This window comes from Rhodothermus marinus, assembly GCF_009936275.1.
Classification (GTDB): Bacteria; Bacteroidota; Rhodothermia; order Rhodothermales; family Rhodothermaceae; genus Rhodothermus; species Rhodothermus marinus_A.
Map to the genome: position 1 here is coordinate 2,070,792 of NZ_AP019797.1, position 21,459 is coordinate 2,092,250.

Annotated in this window: 15 protein-coding genes and 1 CRISPR repeat array; of the genes, 1 reads left to right on the forward strand and 14 read right to left on the reverse strand. The window is 56.5% G+C overall.

Features of this window, described 5'->3' with window-relative positions; translation table 11 throughout:
* Positions 1–12 precede the first annotated feature (12 nt).
* Positions 13–2,046 carry a sialate O-acetylesterase gene (locus tag GYH26_RS08990; protein WP_161541358.1) on the reverse strand — a complete coding sequence of 678 codons (2,034 nt, stop codon included), beginning with the start codon at positions 2,044–2,046 and terminating at the stop codon, positions 13–15.
* Between the two features lie 178 nt (positions 2,047–2,224).
* Positions 2,225–7,111: direct repeats of the CRISPR family, unit length 30 nt; unit sequence ATTTCAATACCAAAAAGGTGCGATTAAAAC.
* A 261-nt stretch (positions 7,112–7,372) separates the two neighbouring features.
* Between GYH26_RS08990 and cas2 the strand changes: the two genes are divergently transcribed.
* On the forward strand, positions 7,373–7,639 hold the full coding sequence (cas2, locus tag GYH26_RS08995; RefSeq protein WP_012844126.1) for a CRISPR-associated endonuclease Cas2: 267 nt from the start codon (positions 7,373–7,375) through the stop codon (positions 7,637–7,639).
* A 1-nt stretch (position 7,640) separates the two neighbouring features.
* Here the strand turns inward: cas2 and cas1b are convergent, their stop codons facing one another.
* The 13 genes from cas1b to GYH26_RS09060 form a co-directional block, all read right to left on the reverse strand.
* Positions 7,641–8,723, reverse strand: a complete 1,083-nt coding sequence (cas1b, locus tag GYH26_RS09000; protein ID WP_161541359.1) for a type I-B CRISPR-associated endonuclease Cas1b — start codon at positions 8,721–8,723, stop codon at positions 7,641–7,643.
* Entirely contained in the window at positions 8,720–9,409 is a 690-nt protein-coding gene (locus GYH26_RS09005; RefSeq protein ID WP_161541360.1) for a ribonuclease H-like domain-containing protein, read from the reverse strand. Before GYH26_RS09005 ends, cas1b begins: the two co-directional genes overlap by 4 nt.
* A gap of 151 nt (positions 9,410–9,560) precedes the next feature.
* Positions 9,561–10,625 carry a putative CRISPR-associated protein gene (locus GYH26_RS09010; protein ID WP_161541361.1) on the reverse strand — a complete coding sequence of 355 codons (1,065 nt, stop codon included), beginning with the start codon at positions 10,623–10,625 and terminating at the stop codon, positions 9,561–9,563.
* A gap of 10 nt (positions 10,626–10,635) precedes the next feature.
* Positions 10,636–11,718, reverse strand: a complete 1,083-nt coding sequence (gene cmr6 / locus GYH26_RS09015; protein WP_161541362.1) for a type III-B CRISPR module RAMP protein Cmr6 — start codon at positions 11,716–11,718, stop codon at positions 10,636–10,638.
* Positions 11,719–11,815: 97 nt separating this feature from the next.
* Positions 11,816–12,238, reverse strand: a complete 423-nt coding sequence (gene cmr5 / locus GYH26_RS09020; RefSeq protein ID WP_161541363.1) for a type III-B CRISPR module-associated protein Cmr5 — start codon at positions 12,236–12,238, stop codon at positions 11,816–11,818.
* On the reverse strand, positions 12,235–13,203 hold the full coding sequence (cmr4, locus tag GYH26_RS09025; protein ID WP_161541364.1) for a type III-B CRISPR module RAMP protein Cmr4: 969 nt from the start codon (positions 13,201–13,203) through the stop codon (positions 12,235–12,237). Before cmr4 ends, cmr5 begins: the two co-directional genes overlap by 4 nt.
* A gap of 11 nt (positions 13,204–13,214) precedes the next feature.
* Positions 13,215–14,342: a type III-B CRISPR module-associated protein Cmr3 gene (gene cmr3, locus GYH26_RS09030; RefSeq protein WP_161541365.1), complete on the reverse strand. Its 1,128-nt coding sequence runs from the start codon at positions 14,340–14,342 to the stop codon at positions 13,215–13,217.
* Entirely contained in the window at positions 14,339–17,206 is a 2,868-nt protein-coding gene (cas10, locus tag GYH26_RS09035; RefSeq protein ID WP_161541366.1) for a type III-B CRISPR-associated protein Cas10/Cmr2, read from the reverse strand. Before cas10 ends, cmr3 begins: the two co-directional genes overlap by 4 nt.
* Positions 17,200–18,147: a type III-B CRISPR module RAMP protein Cmr1 gene (cmr1, locus tag GYH26_RS15735; RefSeq protein ID WP_161541367.1), complete on the reverse strand. Its 948-nt coding sequence runs from the start codon at positions 18,145–18,147 to the stop codon at positions 17,200–17,202. The genes cas10 and cmr1 overlap by 7 nt, the downstream gene beginning before the upstream one ends.
* A 33-nt stretch (positions 18,148–18,180) precedes the next feature.
* The gene (cas4, locus tag GYH26_RS09045) at positions 18,181–18,723 is read right to left on the reverse strand and encodes a CRISPR-associated protein Cas4 (RefSeq protein WP_161541368.1); all 543 of its coding nucleotides are present in this window, start codon (positions 18,721–18,723) and stop codon (positions 18,181–18,183) included.
* 6 nt (positions 18,724–18,729) lie between these two features.
* Entirely contained in the window at positions 18,730–20,910 is a 2,181-nt protein-coding gene (gene cas3 / locus GYH26_RS09050; RefSeq protein ID WP_161541369.1) for a CRISPR-associated helicase Cas3', read from the reverse strand.
* 27 nt (positions 20,911–20,937) lie between these two features.
* Complete coding sequence (locus tag GYH26_RS09055) at positions 20,938–21,174, reverse strand: type II toxin-antitoxin system MqsA family antitoxin (RefSeq protein ID WP_054682796.1); 237 nt, start codon at positions 21,172–21,174, stop codon at positions 20,938–20,940.
* Entirely contained in the window at positions 21,171–21,455 is a 285-nt protein-coding gene (locus tag GYH26_RS09060) for a DUF4258 domain-containing protein (protein WP_161541370.1), read from the reverse strand. The genes GYH26_RS09055 and GYH26_RS09060 overlap by 4 nt, the downstream gene beginning before the upstream one ends.
* Positions 21,456–21,459 lie beyond the last annotated feature (4 nt).

Sequence of the window (21,459 nt, forward strand, 5' to 3'; positions counted from 1 at the left end):
CGATTGCGTCGCTCAGTCGCCCTCCGGCCAGTCGTCGGTGCGGAAGGGCGAAGCGGGCAGGCCGGCGCGGTTGAACAGCGTGGCGTGCGGTGTATTGGACCAGCCGTAACGCACCGCCTGCGGATCGGGAACGCGCGGACTCCACACCACCAGCGTTTCGCCTTCGACCCGTACCCGCGCCGGATGGAAGACGCGGTCCGGTCCCGCGATCACGAACTCGCCGCCGTCGGCCGGACGCAACACCAGTCCGCCATCGGCATAGCGGAAATAGAGCCGCAGACGGGTACCCTCCCGCTCCATACGTTCGTAGATGGGACCGGAATAGACCAGATCCTGAAAGCCATAGTCGTTGGCCAGTGCCCAGAGGGCCAGCCGCTCGCCTACTTCGCGCTTACGCGCCGGATGGATGTTGTGGTCGTCGCCCACGTCGGTCGTTACGACCATACCCGTGTGGGGCACGCGCAGCATGGTGCGTAACTGGGCTTCCCGAAGCCGCTGCGAGCGGGCGTTCGGCCCGTAATCGTAGGGCGCAATCTGGACAAAGTAGAAGGGAAAGTCGCCCAGCGCCCAGTGCGTGCGCCAGCACCGAATCAGCGTGGGGAAGAGTCGCTCGTACTGCGAGGCACGCCCGACGTTCGACTCGCCCTGATACCAGATGGCCCCCCGAATGCTGTAGGGAATGAGCGGGTGAATCATCCCGTTGAAGAGTGTGGTGGGCGTATTGGGTCCGAGCGAGACGGGCAGCTTCGGACGCCCGGTGTAGCTCAACGATCCCTCACCGAAGACGTACAGGCGACGTCCTACCAGTTCGGCCACCGGCCAGTAGTGCCACATGCCGGCCAGCGAAACAGCGGCTTGCGGTTCATTTTCGGGATAAAGCCGCAGTTGCTCGGGCTGGCCCCACAGGCCCCCACCGCCCTGCGTGTCGATCACGCGCACGGCGATCAGGTTGTCACGGCGGACCAGCGCGGCGGGCACGCGATAGCGCCGGGGCGTATTCCAGTAGCCGAGCCGCTCGTAACCTCCGACCGGCTGCCCGTTGAAGTAGGTGCGGTCCATGTCGTCGATGGGCCCCAGTTCCAGCACCAGATCGCGGCCCAGCCAGGCCTCGGGAACCTGGACGCGCCGCTGGAACCAGACCACGCCGTCGAAGGCGCCCATTTCGGTGTTTTCCCAGCGGGTAGGTAGCGACATGGTGAGCGTATCGGGCAGCGGATTTTCGGCGTAGCGGCCATCGTTCAGGTCGAGTGTGGCCCAGAAGGTGGTGTCGTTGCCCGTGGGGACGGCGATCTGCTGCAGGCGGCTTCGCCAGGCTTCCAGTTCGTGCAGGACGGGCTCGGTGGCCTCCAGGCGGGCGACGATTTCCCGGAAGTCCTCGAGTTCGCGCAGGTGGTCTCGTCCGGTCCAGGCCTCGGCGGGCGTGCCGCCCCAGCTGCTGTGGATGATCCCGACAGGCACGCCCAGTGCCTCGTGCAACCTGCGGGCAAAGAAAAAAGCTACGGCGCTGAAGGTCGCCACCGTCTGCGGCGAGGCCACCTGCCAGGTGCCGGCGAAGGTGTCCTGCGGCGTCAGCGCTACGGCGCGTTCGACCGTCAGCAGACGCAACTGTGGATAGTTGGCCGTGCGGACGGCCTCGGCGGCGCCGTAGACCGAGTCGCCCGGCGACCAGCCCGCCAGACGCGGCATCAGGGGCATCTCCATGTTCGACTGGCCGGAGGCCACCCAGACCTCGCCGATGAGCACGTCTTCGACGACGCGCCGTTCGCCGTTGCTTTCGACGGCGAGCGTGTAGGGTCCGCCAGCCTCCTGTGGGGGCAGCTCGACCAGCCAGCGTCCCTCCGTATCGACCTCGGTCTGCGCCGTCACCGTATCGAGACGCACCGTGACGGTGGCGCCCGGTGCCCCCCACCCCCAGATACGGATCGGCTGCTGACGTTGAAGCACGGCATGATCCGAAAAGATGGGCGCCAGACGCAGCGGACGAGTCTCGCGGGCACATCCGACCAGCAACAGCCCGACAAGCAGCACAAGCAGATAGCTTTTCATAGATCGTAAATCGTAACCGGTTAACCTGAACAACCGCCCAAGATATGCAACGCCCCTCGAATGCACAAGACAGTTCGTTTCACCTCACCGAAAAGCCACGACGGAGGAAATGTGGAATATCCCAAAAAGGTGCGATTAAAACCGAGGTCTTCCTCGAGGAAGGCTGGCGCTTCTCGCTATTTCAATACCAAAAAGGTGCGATTAAAACAAATCGCCGGCCTTCCAGTAATCAGAAGAGGGCGTTTATTTCAATACCAAAAAGGTGCGATTAAAACCGTTTGTCGAGGATGGGATAATTTTCGCCGAGAAATATTTCAATACCAAAAAGGTGCGATTAAAACCAAGCTCGACCGCACGGCCGCCTTTGTGCGTGAGCATTTCAATACCAAAAAGGTGCGATTAAAACGCGACGGACGGGAGTGGTCCCCGCCTCGTGGAGAATTTCAATACCAAAAAGGTGCGATTAAAACTTTCGGCTACGGCCGAAATGCGCTTCTCCACCTCATATTTCAATACCAAAAAGGTGCGATTAAAACATCTGTGGATCGTCGACTCTGAAATATCTGTACCGGATTTCAATACCAAAAAGGTGCGATTAAAACCTTCGCACTTCTATCTCAAAGTCGCGCCTCAAATTCATTTCAATACCAAAAAGGTGCGATTAAAACATAAGTTGTTCGTCTATCCCAATAACGGAAGTAGAAATTTCAATACCAAAAAGGTGCGATTAAAACAGGTATTGCCGCACCGTCATTCGCCGGCAAACTTTGATTTCAATACCAAAAAGGTGCGATTAAAACGCCTTGCGCCACCGGGGGCGGACCGGTCTCGTTCAATTTCAATACCAAAAAGGTGCGATTAAAACAGGCGCTGCCGCGCCAGTACTGGGCGACCGGTCGCGATTTCAATACCAAAAAGGTGCGATTAAAACTGTAAGCCGCCAGGGCGAAGTGCCGTGGCGGTTTGCCATTTCAATACCAAAAAGGTGCGATTAAAACCGGAGCATTACACCGTGTTCGCGTGGTATTCGCCCGATTTCAATACCAAAAAGGTGCGATTAAAACAAGAGTCGCCGCGCCCGCTCCAGGCCCGGGTCCTCCATTTCAATACCAAAAAGGTGCGATTAAAACCGCGCTTTGCGCCACGACCAGCCATACAGGCGCTGCAATTTCAATACCAAAAAGGTGCGATTAAAACCTGCAGGCCGTCCGGCGAGATCGGTATCCTTCCAGACATTTCAATACCAAAAAGGTGCGATTAAAACTCCTCGTCTGTGACGTCGCCGCCACGCTCTTCAAAGTATTTCAATACCAAAAAGGTGCGATTAAAACTCGCCGGTTCGATCTTGCCTTCCTTAATGGCCGCCATTTCAATACCAAAAAGGTGCGATTAAAACGCGCGGTCGGTAAAGCAGGACGGCTTCGATGCGCTATTTCAATACCAAAAAGGTGCGATTAAAACCAGATCAGCAGCCGGGCGCGCCGACCGGCCTTACGCATTTCAATACCAAAAAGGTGCGATTAAAACGAGCGCGTAGACACGCCGCGCTTCCGGCTTACAATCATTTCAATACCAAAAAGGTGCGATTAAAACTTGGAATCACTGTAATCATATCCCCAATCGCCCTTGTATTTCAATACCAAAAAGGTGCGATTAAAACCCAAGACGCTCAAGCGCATGATTGACATGTACCTGCGATTTCAATACCAAAAAGGTGCGATTAAAACCTCGGCAAAGCCCGGCGCGCGGACGTCGGCAAGCGTATTTCAATACCAAAAAGGTGCGATTAAAACCTCGTAGCGCAAACGTCACACCATCGCCGCCCCACGAAGATTTCAATACCAAAAAGGTGCGATTAAAACCGACCGACGCGCTTGTCGAGCAGCTTCAGCGCCACCATTTCAATACCAAAAAGGTGCGATTAAAACCCGCCTCCCTCTCTTTCTCTTCGCGCGTCTTCACGCATTTCAATACCAAAAAGGTGCGATTAAAACTTCAGTTCGGACGACTCACGATCGCGTCCGGCATCGATTTCAATACCAAAAAGGTGCGATTAAAACCGCTGGAGCGCTACAAGAAGACGCTGGCCGATCCGGGGATTTCAATACCAAAAAGGTGCGATTAAAACCCGCGCCCGCCGTGCTGTGGATCGACGAGATTGAGAATTTCAATACCAAAAAGGTGCGATTAAAACACGACTGCTACGACTCGTTCACCACCCACGCCATAAATTTCAATACCAAAAAGGTGCGATTAAAACAGGAACGATGAAGCCATGAAAGCACATCTCTGCAGGATTTCAATACCAAAAAGGTGCGATTAAAACACCGCATACTCCGTATCATAGCGTCCCTCAATAGCTTATTTCAATACCAAAAAGGTGCGATTAAAACGCGGCCGGGCGGCCCGGTGATCTGCTCCAGGCCCGTCATTTCAATACCAAAAAGGTGCGATTAAAACTGCTTCGCTTTGCACTGGGCTACCTGCCCCGCATCGATTTCAATACCAAAAAGGTGCGATTAAAACAAGCTGAAGGGCTGGCGCTACCCGTGCGTCCTCCGAAATTTCAATACCAAAAAGGTGCGATTAAAACCCCGACGTAGTCCCCGTCGGAGTCCGCGTTGAGCACGATTTCAATACCAAAAAGGTGCGATTAAAACTCGATTTCCTGCTCGATGACTTCCTGGCGCGTGCGGCCGATTTCAATACCAAAAAGGTGCGATTAAAACATAGACGATCTGAGCCGGGCGGGCCGGACGATCCCCATTTCAATACCAAAAAGGTGCGATTAAAACCGTCCACCGAACGCGTGGAGATCGCCCGGATTCACATCATTTCAATACCAAAAAGGTGCGATTAAAACTGCTGATAACGTAGCCTGGGAGCGGGCTTTTGACGCATTTCAATACCAAAAAGGTGCGATTAAAACCGTGTTCCTATCAGACCTACAGCGCATCCTGCAGAACCATTTCAATACCAAAAAGGTGCGATTAAAACCAGCTGAGATGGCAATGGTGACCAGGCCGCTCAGCGTGATTTCAATACCAAAAAGGTGCGATTAAAACCTGAGGGAGATCCAACCCATTGAGGAGAAGAAGGAGATTTCAATACCAAAAAGGTGCGATTAAAACGGAGGCCGGAGATCGCCTCATCATCTACCATCCCGAATTTCAATACCAAAAAGGTGCGATTAAAACACACGACGGTGCGGCTTGCCGCGCGCGCCTGCTGCAATTTCAATACCAAAAAGGTGCGATTAAAACTGAGGACATTGCCGGAAGCATTCAAAACAAACACAAATTTCAATACCAAAAAGGTGCGATTAAAACTGCTGAGTCTGCTGCGTCTGCATGACTGTGCTGTGGTTATTTCAATACCAAAAAGGTGCGATTAAAACCCTTGCAATGCAGCCATCTACCAACCCAACCAAACAAAATTTCAATACCAAAAAGGTGCGATTAAAACATGGCTGGGAAGCGCCTACGACAGCGAGTTCGAAATTTCAATACCAAAAAGGTGCGATTAAAACGCCGCCCGCGCGGCATCTCGTGGTGGATTTTGAATCATTTCAATACCAAAAAGGTGCGATTAAAACTGAACGAGGTGAAGCGACTGGCCGCCTTTCTGGAGGAGATTTCAATACCAAAAAGGTGCGATTAAAACACGGGAGATCTCGCGTCAGAACGGCTCTCATGGCTTCATTTCAATACCAAAAAGGTGCGATTAAAACCTCTCCGGGCGTACCCTTACGACGAACTGGACTTGAAGATTTCAATACCAAAAAGGTGCGATTAAAACGAGGCTGGCGGGGATGGATGAAGAGGTGACGGTACATTTCAATACCAAAAAGGTGCGATTAAAACACGAAGACGAGATCCATAATCCGTAAACGGTCAACGCGTGATTTCAATACCAAAAAGGTGCGATTAAAACTTCGATGAGCACGCCGCCGAAATCGAACTTGCGGTGAATTTCAATACCAAAAAGGTGCGATTAAAACCGCGTGCTCAATGCCGATCCTATTGCCTACATCAAGAATTTCAATACCAAAAAGGTGCGATTAAAACCGCGCTTTCTGCTGCTGTCCCGGTATCTGTCTGAGCAATTTCAATACCAAAAAGGTGCGATTAAAACCGGGCGACGGCGTGCCGCGTATGTTGAAATGACTCACATTTCAATACCAAAAAGGTGCGATTAAAACTCCGTAATCGTCAGCTTACCGCCATACCTGACGCAATTTCAATACCAAAAAGGTGCGATTAAAACGGGCGCCGTGCCGTCGCCTGCAGCCACGACCGTCAATTTCAATACCAAAAAGGTGCGATTAAAACAAACAGAACTCACCGCACCGCCCGCGCACGTTGTTGTGATTTCAATACCAAAAAGGTGCGATTAAAACAGAGAAGGGTGATGGGTTATAACCGCGGTAGATGATATTTCAATACCAAAAAGGTGCGATTAAAACGCGGAATACGTGCGTAGCCGCCCGCGCGGCATCTCGATTTCAATACCAAAAAGGTGCGATTAAAACAATCTCTCTGGCCTACCGAGACGGGGATCGTGTCTGGTATTTCAATACCAAAAAGGTGCGATTAAAACATCTGTTCGAGGCGCCCGTATCTGTTGAGCTTGAAGAATTTCAATACCAAAAAGGTGCGATTAAAACTGAAGGAATTGTGAAGAACGCGTGAAAAATATGTGAATTTCAATACCAAAAAGGTGCGATTAAAACGAGACCCGCGAGGGTCGCGTCTATCTGCACGTAACCATTTCAATACCAAAAAGGTGCGATTAAAACTGGTGGATTTTAGAAACAAACGTGTTCGACGACTAACATTTCAATACCAAAAAGGTGCGATTAAAACGCGTGTGGTGCGCGTTGGCTGCACCACCGCCCGCGATTTCAATACCAAAAAGGTGCGATTAAAACCTGATCGAGGATGCGAAAAATGCGATGGCTGATTAATATTTCAATACCAAAAAGGTGCGATTAAAACGCCGATCTTTGCCGCCGCGATGATCAAGGCGCATCCGGATTTCAATACCAAAAAGGTGCGATTAAAACCCCGGCCTTTCAAAGAGCAGAACCGGCTTCTGGAGGGTATTATAAGCGATTTGATCCGGAATGTCAAGTCCCCGGAGTCGTCGACCTCCGGTTACCCCTGAAACCCCGGGGGTCCGACGACTTTTATTAAACTGCTAAAAATAAAAGAAATAAAACAACAGATTTTCTTTTACCTATCATTTGCGTTGCCGAATTCAGTTCGTTATCTTGGGGTCGACGACGCCAGTCAGGGCACTTCTCACGTAATTACAGGAGGTTACGATGCCGTACTACATTGCCGTTTACGATGTCAACGTGCGGCGCGTCGCCAAAATGCTTAAGCTCTTCCGGCGCTATCTGACCTGGGTGCAGCGCTCCGTCTTCGAGGGCGAGTTGACCGAAGCGCAGTTTCAGCGCCTGCAGCACGAAGCCGGCCGGCTCATGAACCCCGACGAAGACGTGGTCATCTTTTACGAGCTGCGCGACGTCCGTTACAGCCGGCGTCTGGTGCTGGGTACTGAACAGGGCCACCGCGACCGCTTCCTATGAATCACCACCACATGTGCAGCCCGCGGTAAGGCTCGTTCTTCGGGTCCAGCAAATGCCGGATCAGCTTGTAGCACTCCAGGCGAATCAAGCGTTCGTAACTGACGTGTCGCTCCAGACGACGGTGATAGACCGTCTGGCGCAGGCGTTCATCCCAGTGCCGGACGAAAATCCGTCGCCCTTCCTCCTTCAGGTAGACCCCGCCCAGCCGTTCCTCGAAATGACGCGGCGTGATCTCACCGGTCTTGACCAGCCGAAAAATGGCTCGATCTACCAGAATCGGCTTGAAAATCTCGGACAGGTCCAGCGCCAACGAAAAGCGCCGCGCACCCGGTTCATGCAGGTACGAAATGGTCGGATCCAGCGCCGTGCGATGAATCTGACGAATGGTGGTCGTGTAGCACAGGCTGTTGCCGAAGCTGATCAGCGCGTTGATCTCGTTGGAAGGCGGCCGCCGCTCGCGCTTTTCAAAAACAAAGGCTTCGCCGGGACCGTCGGCCAGAATGGACGGCCAGGCGCTGTAGTAGGCCTCCCGGCTGCGCCCTTCGATGCCCATCAGTTCGGGAATCTTTTCGGCGGACCTGAGCTGCGTGCGTTCCTGCTCGATGGTGGCGATCGCTTCGGCGACGGCTTCCCGACGCTCCCCTTCCAGGCGGTTGACGTAGTAGCGCAGCACACGGAGCAGGTTGTAGGTGGCCGCCTCCACGATGGCCCGGGCCAGATAACGCCGCCGCTTTGGTCGCACGTAGTGCAGCACCTGCTCGATGCGCAGCCGCCCGCTGTGCAGGTAATCGCGCGGGATGTAGGTGCCCGTGTAGTTGCCGTAGTAGTCGTAGAAGTGCGCCGGGATGTCGTGCCGCGCCAGAAACGTGAGCAGCTTCGAGTTCAGATCGACCTCGCCGAAAAAGTACAGGCTTTCGACCTGTTCGACCGGAAACGGGATGCGTTCGCCGGTGGGTGTGCCCGAGGGTTCGCCTGTCTCATCCTGATCGTCCGGGATGCGTTCGCCGGCGGCTTTTTCGAAAAAGAGCGTGTTCTGTCGCCGGCGCAGGCGTCCGCTGGAGAAGATGTAATAGGGCCGCTTCATGAGCTCGGTGGCTGACAGTCGCGTGGAAGCAGCGGTAGCAGGCGCGCAAAGCAGGCCATCGTGGCCACAACGTCGGCTTCGCAGTAGCGACGCACGCCTTCGATCCCTTCGGTCTCCAGGAGGTGCTGCACCAGACTTCCGTCGCCGTGCTCCTTGGGGCTCGGAATGTGCAGCAGCGCGCACAGATCGGCCAGCCCCAGGTTGATGCCCGCAAACAGGTTGAACAGGTCGCAATGGGGATATTGCTTGTAGGGATAATCATCCAGCAGGCCGCATGCCACGGGCAGCAGGCCGTGGTGGAGCGTGCGGGCCAGCAGAAAGGGCACGTCGAAGCGCTTGCCGTTGAACGTGATCCACAGGATTTTCTCGCCAAGATCTACAAACTGCTGCACGTCGCGCCAGAAGCGCGCGAGCATGGCGCCTTCGTCGTCGGGCGTAGGCGCCAGATAGGAGTGCGGCGGGTTGGGCCGGAAGGGATCGTCGACGGCCCGTTGCACCGAAATGCACACGATCCAGCTCAGCAGGGGATGCAGGCTGGCGGCCCGCTGCGCCAGTGCTTCCTCGTGCGCTTCGGGTTCACGCTGGCGCAGGAAGTGCACCTCGCGCGCCAGGCGGGCCTGCTGCTGCGCCGAATACCCGTCGGCCGGCAGCGGACACGTCTCAATATCCAGCGCAAGGTAATGCATGGGATAAGCACATTGGCGAACAATCAAGCATACCCATTGCACTGGCAACCAGCGAAGTACAATCGCCGCGCATTTTCATGCTGCGCATGTGCAACGTAAAACCTGCAATTCTCTATCGCGGCACCAATTCTGGTAATCGTTCTGTTTTCTCTTAAACCCTGTTTTCAACCTCAAAGCGTCGCCAATTCTGATAATTGCTTCGCCTCACTCCCCTTTGAATGGCCCTTTCATACGACTGATCACTGTGCCGCGTCAATTCGCAAACACGGATACCTCCCTGTTCGTCTTCAAAATAGAAAAGGCGCTCGTCACGATGTCCTTTTGGAAAAACAAAGCAATCGCAATTATGTACCTGATCAGATCCGCTGCGTCGAAGTTCTTGCAGGCGTAGTTTTGCCAGCGTACGGTCAAAAAGAGCCTTCACAGCTGGTTCTGCCTGTTCATAGGTGCGCCAAGCTGAGTCAGAAAGCCATACAGGCGTCCCTTGCGCCTGCTCCAGTCGATTCTGGTAAGCTTCGTAAAAAGCTTCACCTGTAGGCGACAGGAAGGTATATCCTTCCTCTTCTGTCAGCAGCAAATGGATTTCCTGAGTTCTGGGCAGCCCACGCAATCGATTCTCAACCTCCCTGGTATCTCTGTAATCTGCATGAATCCATTCAAAAAATTCTTCATACTCGGCCAGCAAAGAATAATCCCATCCGATCGGTGTTGGAGGCATTTCAATAATGTCTCGAAAGGCTTCATGAATGTAGTACACGGGCACATCAAACAGCAGTCCTACCAGGGTAGCATAGGCAATTTCCGCCTTGAAGCCACCGGTCGCATTGATCAGCACCTCTCGATTTTGCTTTCGCTCTCTTCGGATAAGTTCGGTCAGCGTCGCTACCAGAGAACGTAACCCTCTCATCTTGAAGCGACGCTCGGCATAGGTAAGATCCTGGATTTCAAGTGATTCTGCCTGATACCCTTCGCTATCGTAATAACGTCTCAGGGCTTCGGCACAGACGTGCCCCTCTTCTGTCTGAGAATGGAGGAAAATAAGCTTGTCTCCTTCCTGAAGCAGTCGAGAGAGGGAATTTGTCTCTGCACTGGCCTGCTCTGGCGAGGAGTGCCTGAGGTAATTGGCAATCTCTTGGTCATTCAACTCCTGTTTTTTGAACTCCCGCCGAGCGTTAGTCAGTAGCGAGGTTCCTACCGTAATCAGCAGCGTTCGCATAGCAGAATATTCATCTGGACTTCCACAACCCGGAAAGAGACACCTGGCGGATCGTGCCATCTTTTGCCCGTTGGCTCACGGTCACCCAGATGAAGGTGCCTGGCCGAAAGCTTTCAAGATTACGCGCGCCGGTACAGGGAATAACCCGGTCGGCATAACCCGCTACCAGCAAGCGAACCTTTATCGGGCGCTGCCTGTTGTCCACAACTTCGGCCGGAATGCGCTCTTCTTGCTTCCGAGGCAGTTCTTTGAGCATCTCAGGGCGATCAGGCTCCAGACCGGTGTTCGAGGAGGCGGACTCTGTAGCCTCTTTATCGGAGCTACTCCGCGTTTCTCTCTGGCATTCCCTCCAGAGCCCGTATCCCGCCACCGTCTTTGCTCCAATGCCCATTTTCGTGAGCGCGCGGATAAGCCACTTCTGAGCCTGAGCCGCCAGTTTTTCCTCACGCGAGGCTACAGCAAAGAGAAATGCGCTCCCCGGGCCGATGGTAAGAAAGAAGACAGGCACAGGATTATGATAATCCGCCGGGGGGGCCGTCCCCTGGTAATACGGGGCATAGTGCGGATTCATCACGTCGAGTTCCAGAGTCAGGTTTGCAGAATTGGCCGGAATCGCATCAAAGAAAATGACTTTTCCGGCCTGAGCTTTAGGTGGACTTTTACCGAAGACCTCTGCAAAAGTAGGGTCGTTTTCGTCTTTGCCTTCTATGAGTTTGGCATACGCTCGGGCCACGCCTTTGAGCGCGCTGCCCGGAATAACGGGAAAGCCGTAGATCCGGTGCAGGCGAATGCTGGTCTCCAAGACGCTTTCAGCACCCAGACCAACGATAACGCGACTGGCAGCACACAAGGTGAACATTTGGACGATGTAATTCTGCGCTCTTAAGGCGTCTGTCATGCGGTCCCACCGGTTTCTATAAGCTGAAAGCAACTGGCAAAGCTCCGGAAGGGTGAAAGACCTGGGAATCCGCTGGCGCTTGTCCGAGGCTTCTGTGCGCTTGAGCTCGCCACGTGGTTTCTGCCATTCGGTGAAATGGTCTAGCCACAAACCTGGATTGAGACAGGTCTGAAGGCCGCTGACCTGATCTGCCACTTCCGGCGGTAGGGGAAAACGCCAGATTCTCTCCTCAGACGATCCTCGGTAGTCTGGCCTTCGTGGCCCTCTGTGAGAATGACGAGGCTTCGGCATATCAGTCCTCCGGCAGTTCGGCTTCGGCGAAGCGCTTGAGCCAGGTCAAAAAAGCCAGTGCCTCCGTTGTCGCTCTACGGTAGGCAACGCTGTCGTTCTCAAGCACCCATTGGAGCAGGTCTCCATTACTGGCTGTCGGGCTCGGAGCCACTTGACTCACGACCCAGTTGGAGAGATGGCGGAAGAGTACCGTATGCTCATTGGCAGGGTCGTTTTTGCCTTTTGCCTTGAGAAACGCCAGCGTCTGTCCCAAGCCGTTCGTGAGGACCAGCATCGGGACTTTGCGGGCAAGAGAATTGTACTTTTTCTTGAAGCTCTCAGGATCTTCCAGATTCTGGGCCTGGCTCAATACCTCCTGCACGCACGTCCACGCCCGTTCAGCCCGCTTCTGTTCCAGGGTTTTCTGCAGGGACTTTGTGCTCATGGCTGACCTCCCGTTTGGGTCCCACTCGTTGCCTGAGCCTGGCCTTGCCCTTCTACAAAGCGCACCTTCACGATGCCCCGACCCACCGTAGCATCGCCGCCCAGTTGGAGGCGTTTGCCGTCTACGGCTTCCCTTACGAATTCCAGAATCTTCTCAACTCGATCATTTGCTTGTTTCCAATCATCGGGCAACTCATCGTCTTTCACTCGTGGCTTGCTGGCAAAGAGTGTCGCGTACAGGAGCGTCTCGGAGGGCAGATGCTCCTCGGTCCAGAGGGCGCCCCGCTCCACCGTCTTTTTAGTGTCATCAATCCGCACCCGGGCAATGACCTCTGTAGAGAGCTGGACGAAGTCCCGAAAGGCGTTTTCGGGCAGGATCACCAAGCGCTTTTCTAAGGACTCGCGCCAGTATGTGTACTCATCCCCCTGAGGCATGGCCTTGTCTTGAAACCATTTTGCGATGTCTGCTACGGTGTTGTTCTCCTGCGCCGTAAAGGCAAATTCTTCTAACACCACTCTTCCGTTTGCTACCACCCCACTTCCATTGGCTACGAATGCGGTCCCGTCGTCTGTCGGTGCGGGTCCGATCGGCTCCCAGTTCACCTGAAGCCCTGCCATTTCCGCTTCCCGCTTGAAGCGGGCCAGGACGTTCTGGCTCGTGACCCAGGCAAAGACGCCCGCAAGCGAGCGCACCGGAAAGAGCAGAACGCGGGCGTCCCCCACCGAAAGCGCTCCGGCGTGATCGGACGCGCGCTGTGTCTCCGGGCCGAAGACAATCTCCACCTTTTGCGTGTCGCCTGCTGCCACGTCCCGCAGGCATCCTTTCAGACCGGAGGCCTGGATCATGGGGTAGCCCGTGGTGCGCTCCCGCTGAATGGGTAGATCCACGATACCCAGGCTCGTGCCGCTTCCCGCATGGAGCGGTGTTTCAGTGTACAGAAAGAGTATTGCTGCACGGTCAAACATAGGTCCCTCCTTTATGCATAATTCCATTTACCAATGGCACAAGCGCCAAAACCAATCTGGCCGTAGTTCCCTTCCCCGGAAGGGGTTTCCGTGAAGGGCCTTCCGGTCCAGGAAGCCGTGCCGTCGTGCTCAAAGAAGTACACGCTTCCGGCCGGTACAAACCGGCGCATGGGCTTCTGGAAAGCTCCCCTTCGCCGTCTGTCGTCCACATACGCTCCGCCGATCGGCTGATAGCGAGGAATGATGGCCGAAACCAGCCGAACGGAGCCGTAAAAGAACTGCCCCCAGTTTCCGCCCTGTGGCTGCCAGCCGCCGGAAAACCATGCAGGAGTCAAGAGCACAACCTTGAAGCGATCTGGCAGAGGATTCGGTGGGGTCGGAATCAGGTCGGGTGCAGCCTGCTGCACTTCGTAATAGGCTGCTCGGGCCTCTCCACCGAGCTGGAGCAAGCCCGTTTTCCCTCCCAGGTCGGTCTCGGAGATGCCTTCGACATCCACCCAGAAAGCTACACCTTCCTTGAGCCGGAGGAATTCGGCCAGGTAGAGATACGACTCGCGCACGGTTCTACGCGCTCGCTCGATGGCAATACCAAACCGATGCTCCCGCTCCACAAACTCCGATTCGTCATACACTTTTCCCGGAGCCACTCCTCCGAGGTAACGCCCAAGCTCGTCCTCGCTGATCCAACCCCGCACTTCTTCCAGGCGTTCAGGCGTTCGGAGCCACGGTGTCTGGAGGCCAGCGGGTAGGTTGGACTGCCAGGGAGATTTTTTGAGAGGCTGCAAAAGCGCATAGGAGCCGCTCAGGCGCACTATATCGGCTGGTAAGGGGAAGTAGCGCACCCAGCGGTCGTTTTCCTGATTGGCTAAGAAAGGCCCCCACAGCTGGAGCTTACCGTAACTATCCTTCGGGGTGCCAATCAGCTCTTGGAGCTTCTGGGCTTCCTGGGTTTTGCCGCTGACGTAGGCCGCAGGGCTGACCCCGCTGGAAAAGAGCACCCGTGCCCGGATGGCGCCCTGGATCGTGAAGGGTGTCGGAGGGAAAAGACTCCGGGCTCGAATATCCGTGCCCGCCGAGAAGGGCTTGCCATCCCGGAAAAGCAGCACATCGTGGGGCTGGATGACCAAAGCGAAACTCATACTTCTCCTCCCCTGGCGATGAAGCTACAGACCAGAAGCCAGCGACTCATCTCACTAAAACCTTTAGGCGATTCTTTGTCGGCTTGGCAGGGGTCCGGATTTTGCTGAGGCTGTTCCATCGCCCGGACCCAGTCCACAAGCTTCTTTGAGAGCTCCTCTGCTTGAGCCTCCTTCTCTTCCCGGGAGAGTTCCTGCTCGGCCTGTCTCTTGAGCAGGCGTTTGAGCTCGGCGCGCTGGGCTTCTTCAGGGAGTGCCTCCAATGCTGCCGCTTCTGCCTGGACTGTATAGGGCCATTTGCCGCTGATCTGGCCTTCCCGCAGGCGCTTTGTCACGTCTATCAGGAACTTCACGACGTCCGGCATGCCTTCATAACTCCAGTTTGTGCCTACGCTCACCGTCTCGCCGGAGCGTTTGAGGACTTCCACGGCCAGGGCATTGCGGCCGTATTGGCGCTTGGCGGCCTGCTCGGCCCGACGCGCGGCCTGCAGTACCAGATCCAGCGGCTGGAGATGATGGGCAAAGACCAGCCCGATAGAAGCCGTCGCCTGGGGACCCATGGTGAGAAAAATCTCCTTTCCCCACTCCACCCACTCCACATAGCCGGAGACGGACTCCCCCAGACAGACCTGCAGGCTGCCATTCTCAAACCGGATATGCCCGCTGAAGGCGGCGCGCAGTTCCCGGGCGACCGCCAGCGCATCTTCCAGCGGCACCAGGGCCAACACGTCGTCCCCGCCGGCATAGATGAGACGACCCGGAGAGCGTTCCTCCACGATGTGGGGCACAAGCCTCAGGGCAAAGCGCCCTAGGGACTGGGAAATCGCCGCATGCACCGCCGACGTGATAAGGCGCCTGGTCTGCAGAAGGGGGTGCCAGTTAGCGTCCTCCTCAAGCTGCTCTCGCACCTCGGGATGCAGAATATCCCCGAAGGTAGCCAGCCCTTCGTGGGTACCGCTGAGCCAGCGCCCCATGTGGTCGCCGTCCATGTAGAGGAGGGCGTAATACTTGCTGGGCCTGGCGCCAACTGCTTGATAAAGGGCCTGAAGCGTTTCTATAGCTTTTCGGATATCTCCGGGGTTGGACGTAGCTCCGGCTTCCTTCAAGTGCTCCTTGGTCCAGGATTCGACATGGAGCCATTCTCCATCGATTTTTAGCAACTTTTTCGCCAGCTCCGCCTCCGCCCCGGTCAGGCTTTGTGTCTGCGCTTCCAGATACGGCATGGCCCCTTGGGCGACGGTTGCGAGCTGAGGATGGGCTATGTTTAGAAAGTCTTTCAGGGCCTGCTGGACCGCTGGGCGTCCTTTCTGCAAAGCCTCCAGTACCCGCTTTTTGAAGGGCGCCGCGGCGATTTCGCTGGTCGAGGGGAAGCCGCCTCGAAGTCCGAACTCCTGCTCCAGTACCTCTCGCTGAACGAAGCGTTTGACCGTGCAGACGGCGCAGAGGCGCTCCTTGCCCTCGGGCTTGACTTCGTGGCGGCCTCGTGCACGCAGCTCCTTTGCTACGTGATCCCAGAAAGCCCTGCTATCCAGTTTTTCTGAGCGCAGAGCGGCTCGCTGCCCGCACTGGGTGCACTTGTCGCCGGTTTCCTCCGCCTGCTCGAAGTTCCGCAGGTTTTTCCGGGCGTTGAAAGCCCGATCGGCCAGCTCGTAGAGGAGGCTCCACACCGTGCCCCAGTTGGGGTCGTATTGTCCGCTCTTATGCAGGGTTTCGTAAACCCGGCGGAATTCCCAATCCTCACCTTCCGGGGGCTTGCAAAGCTGCTCGTAAAGCTCTTTCCCCGCCTTTGCCTGCGCTGTCCCGGGGGGCTGGTCGTCTCCCGGCCAGGGAAAAACCACCCAGTAGATTTCCAGCAGGCCTTGAATCTGATTATCCCAGAGGCCCTTCGTCTGGTCATCGGCAGGCAGGATGCTTGTGCTCGTGAGGGCGTTATAAACCTCCTGCGCCAGGCGTTTCCATTCTTCCCGGACGGCTTTTTCCGCTTTCTGAGCCGCTTCGGAAGCTTCCTTCGCAGGCAAAAGGGCCAGGAAGCGGTTGGGGAAGGTAGGGCGGCCGATCTCCTCCAGCGCGGGCTGACAGGGCAGCCCATAAGCTTTGTGTAGCCAGTGATCGCACAGCGGCTGCCCCCGAAGCGATGGGAAGACGACCACGTCCGGCCCGAACTCGTCGGCCAGGCTCTCCATGGCCTTCCAGGAGAGGTAGGATAAAATCCAGCTCCCCATCCAGAGGTCCTGGGTGCGCCGGGCCGCTGCGATGAACTCCTGAACCGGGCCGATGGAGAAAACCAGAAACGCCGGATTCGGCAGAGCGTCTGCGATCGCCACTGAAATCGAGAGATGCTGTTCTAACGGATGATCAGGCTGGCGGGTATCGGCCGGCAGCAGGCGCATCCAGCCCTTAAGGCTCGCCTTGTGGGCAAGCTCCTCATACAGAAGCCGCCAGATGTAAAGGTAGAGGCACTTCTCCTTATCAGGCTGCGTGGTCAGCTGGTGAACCCAGGGCTGGAGGATGCGCTGAGCGGCTTCCTCCTGTACTTCACTATCCAGGGCTTGTAGGTCGCCAGCAGGGAGCTGTACCCGGTGAGCTCGGGCACCTGCTGCGAGGGGATGCGTAAGGAGAGGTGCCACCTGGTCCCAGTATGCGGTGGCCCCTTTAGGGAAGTTTACCCGATCGGCCGCTGAGGCGATATGGTCGGCTTTCGTTGCCCGGTCGCTTTCATGTGCGTCAGCCGAACGGCCCAGCGCGATTTGTTGCAAGGCCTTGGCGAGCTGTGCATGAGGAGTATGAGGCACCGAACGCAAGACCAACGCCTTGCCCGGCGGATCGTGCAAGAAAGCGACGATTTTGCGGGTCCAACGGGTTACCATGCGGCAGTTCCTCGCATTATCCAAGTGCCTTGCCACTTCTGACAGCAATCGCTCAGGAAGTCTTGGAGCTTCCTCCAGTTTGGAGAACTCCACGCAAAACGACTCCGGAAAGCTGTCATGAGAAGATGATACTTGTTCCCAATCTTTACAATGCGCAAATGCAAAGGAGAGGCTTGCCGTCCAGCGCTACCAGCGAAACCGAAAACTCGGTCGTCTCGATAAGGATGGGACCGAAGTAGTCTCCAAAAAGCCATCATCGCTTTTTCCCAGGTGGCGAATGGGTATTTGCAGAAAAGAATCTGCGTGTGATCGCTGTGCAAGACCGGGAAATCAGGCGGTATGCGGAAAGTGCCTGGAGCAATTTTCAATGTGCTTATGAGGTTCCGGGCTTGATCTTGGGCTTGCTGGATAACCTGCCGTAGGGTTGTCTCAAGTTCACTCGCGTCTTTGTAAGCCTCTGGTGTAAATAGGAAGCTTTCCACCTCGTTTTGGAGCCGAAGGGTACCAAAGCCTCGCCTCGAGCGCTTCCCCAGGCCGCCGAGTAATAGCCAAAGTGCAGTGACAGAGAGCACAATAGGGCTTACCTGGGTATGAGGTGGGCGAGGGATAAGCTCCAAGCTGAAAGCCTGATCAGGCTGTATGCCCATGAAAGTGAATTTCTTTTCGGGATTGTGAAGCAGGGGCCGATAGGAATCGAACTGAACCTCGCCACCTATCCGCACCACGACGGGGGAGGCGCCGGTATCGGTGCTTCCGAAGACGGCGGCTTCGGCCTTCCGGAGGGCATTGAGATCTTTATCGCCGATTACGCCGCCCAAAAGGGCTCGAAGCCAGAAGCGGAGCGCACCCCGGATGGAAGCGGCTCGAAGCTCCGGCTTGCCGCGTGGGTCAGCACCGGCCAGAAACAAGGGCGTTACGGTTTCCAGTCGGACGGTCAGCATTTGAATGTTGGCTTTACCCTTATAGACACCATTTCACCCAAAACATAACTCCTCGTACGCACATTTTTTGCAGAAGCGGCGGTTTTCGAGGCGGGACGGTGGTGTGGGTCGGGCGGCCGTCTGATGCAGCTCCTGCACGAGCGTGCGCAACCGGGCTTCGTCGTCTGCGGTGAGCGTGACGGTTTCGGTGCGGCGCTGGCGGGGAAAGTTGAGCTGGCCTTCGAAGGGACGACCGTCGGGCCGCGTCACACCCCGGAGCTTGAGCAACCACAGGTAGAAGCGGAGTTGCCAGCGGTGCGCTTCGAGGCCGGAGGGACTCCGTTTCGTCTCGTGGAGTACGCCGTCGCGCAGCTCGGCCCAGTCGATGCGTCCGGCCAGCCGGAGCCCTTCGGGGCCTTCCACTTCCACATTCACGTGCTGCAGCTCGTCGGCATAGGTGGTCTCGTCCAGCAGGCGTCCCAGCGCCACGGCCTCCGACTCCTGCTCCATCCAGAGCCCGTGCACGGCCAGCCACGCCTTGCGCCGACAGAGCACAAAGTAGTTCACCAGCGTGCCAGTGATGGAAAGTTCAGGCATAGGGATTTACAGTATAGAAGCTTCCACTCGGGTCTGCCAGTCGTCGGTGAGCCGAAGTCCGCGTTCTGCGTCGTAGGGAAGGCCGGTCTGGCGCACCTGCAGGTCTGCGAGTTCCTCGAAAGCGTCCGGTGCCTTGATCAGCCAGTACACCGGCACCGGGACCAGCAGCTCCGGAAGACGCCAGCCTTCCCCCTGTTCTTTGAGCTGCAGCGCTTCCTGAACATAGCACTGAGGCAATACATCGACCGAAATCATACCCCGTCGCGTCGTAAAGCGCGCACGCAACTGCTCGTCGGTAAGGTCGATCGTGTAGCATCCCAGAATCCGCTGCAGCTCATCCAGCGTCTGGCGCCCTTCCTGCAGTTCCTGCTGCCAGGCTTCGGTATGCAGCACGTACTCGTACAGTCGATGGGTCGCCCGAGCCAGCTCTTCATCCGTGGGCTCTGCGGGAAGTGTCTGCAGGATCTCCAGACTCCGCTCCAGCACGTCCTGACCGTAAATGCGGCGCGCGCCTTCAGACCAGTTCGTGTAAATCAGAACCGGTGCCGACGGGTTGTCTCCGCGACGGTTCACCCGGCCCATTCGCTGCACCAGGGCGTCGATCGGTGCCACTTCGGTCAGCAGTACGTCGTAGGAAATGTCCAGACTGACCTCTACGACCTGGGTAGCAATAAAAATTGAGCCTGGCCGAGGCCGGGCCACTCGCTCCTCCTTGTGCTGACGATCACGAAAGGCAAAACGCGCATGCAACAGGGTACAGGGCAATCCGGTAGCCTGCAGTTGCTCGTAAAGTGCCTGCGCATCGGCCACGGTATTGGCCACCACAAGCACCCGTCGCCCCTGATGGGCAAAATTTCGGGCCTGTTGCATCCCCTCTTCCAACAGGCTTCCCTTCCGCAGCTGAACGTGATGCCGCCGCCGCTGCCAGAGATCCTCTTCTGCTTCGACCAGATATCCCTCAGGGAAAAGCTGCAGCAACGACTCCGGAAGCGTTGCGCTGGCCAGCGCCAGCCGTGCCGGCAGTTCGCGCCTGAGTGCCTCCAGCAACAACCCCAGCGTGTACGGTTCATAGGCATGGATTTCGTCCAGTACGATGGTAGCACAGCGGGCAAGCGTCCGACGTTCTTCCCAGTGGCGTCCATGCAGATGGGCCAGGAGGTACTGATCCAGCGTAGCGACGACCACGGGTCTGGCGAAAACAGATCCGAACAGCCGCGCATCCAGTGGGTCTTCATCTGATTCAATGCGCAGCATATAGGCGGCGCGCCCGTGCGCAAGGGCCACGGCATCGTCGCCGTAGATGCGACGCAGCCGGCGCCACATGGCGTTCGTGGTTGCCTGCGTGGGTAGCAGATAGATCAGGCGTTCCGTGTCGCCTGCCCAGAGAAGCAGGGCCTCGGTTTTGCCTGTGCCTGTGGGAGCACGAAGCCAGAGCACCTTTTCAGTTGAGACACTTTGCGCCTTTCTCTGGAATTCCCGCAGGGGGCCTTCGAGCTGCCGGGCGTACCGCCCTATAGCACTCGCGCCATTCCGCAAAAACAGGATGTGGGGGTCTGGCTGTTGTGCCGACGCCAGCCAGTCGGCCAGGTGCAGCGTGGCTTTAACCCGGGCGAAACGCTCAACCTGCTGCAACCGGAGCAACCCGCGTAAAGAGTGTCGGGCTGCTCCCAGCTCCAGAACACTTTCCAGTAGATCTGCCGGCGCACTTTGAAGCAGGCCCTGAAGACTGTGCCAGAATTCAGAAACACTCGGAAGATCGCCTATCCCATATCGCGCCAGCAAATCCCAGAGCTCTGTCAAGAACGCATACAGCGACTCATGAAAGGTTACCCGACTTCCCCGATAGCCGAGATACAATCGGGCTCCCAGTGGGGAGTGGTGCGTGAGTACGGCTCCCGTAGCTTCCAGTGCATGCCGGTCAGTTCCCTGTTGCTGATTGAGCAGCCCTTCGGCCAGCAAAATAAAGGGAAGGGAAGCCAGTGCATGCGGGTAGGCCTTTTTTCGCCGTCCGCGAATGTATTCCTGAAAATCTTCAGTTGCTTTTCCGACGTCGTGGAAGGCACAGGCCAGAATTACCTTCTGACGTAGCGGCTCTGGAAGCTTGAGCCGATCGGCAAGCGTCGCACCCAGTCGGGTTACTTCGGCCAGATGATCAAGCAGCGAAACGTCTGGTTTGGCCAGTAGCATAGCCCATGCCTGGATCGAGCCTTCGGCTTACATCGCCATGGTGGCGTTGAATTCGCGTACGTCAACCACCACGCCCTTTTTCAGCGTCTGTGCGGCGAGACGTGTAAGGGCCCGGGCCACCTCTTCGGGAAGGTACACCTCGCCACAGTTCTGGCACACCTCGGCCGGCACCTCCCGGACGACCAGTACGGCTCCATTCTGCTCCAGCGTAACCGTGGTCTTCCCGGACTGTGTCTGTCCCGTCTTACAGATCACGCATTTCATGATCTTCTCCGTTTGAAATCATCTTCCCAGAGGGTCGGATCAGGCTCGTAGACGGTAATCACGATCTGCACGTTGTCTTCGTCATTATCTGCTACAACCATATGCAACGGCCGCGTTCCGATCCAGCCCAGAACCAACCGGCTCGGATAAGGTCGGTCTTCCGGGTAAGAGGCGATCGTCTCGCCGGTTTTCAGGACGCGCTTCACGTCCTCCACGGTAATCTTCCGCTCGGCCATGCGTTGCAGTGCATGGTGTCGAAAAAACAGCCGCGGTTCGTCCATTAAG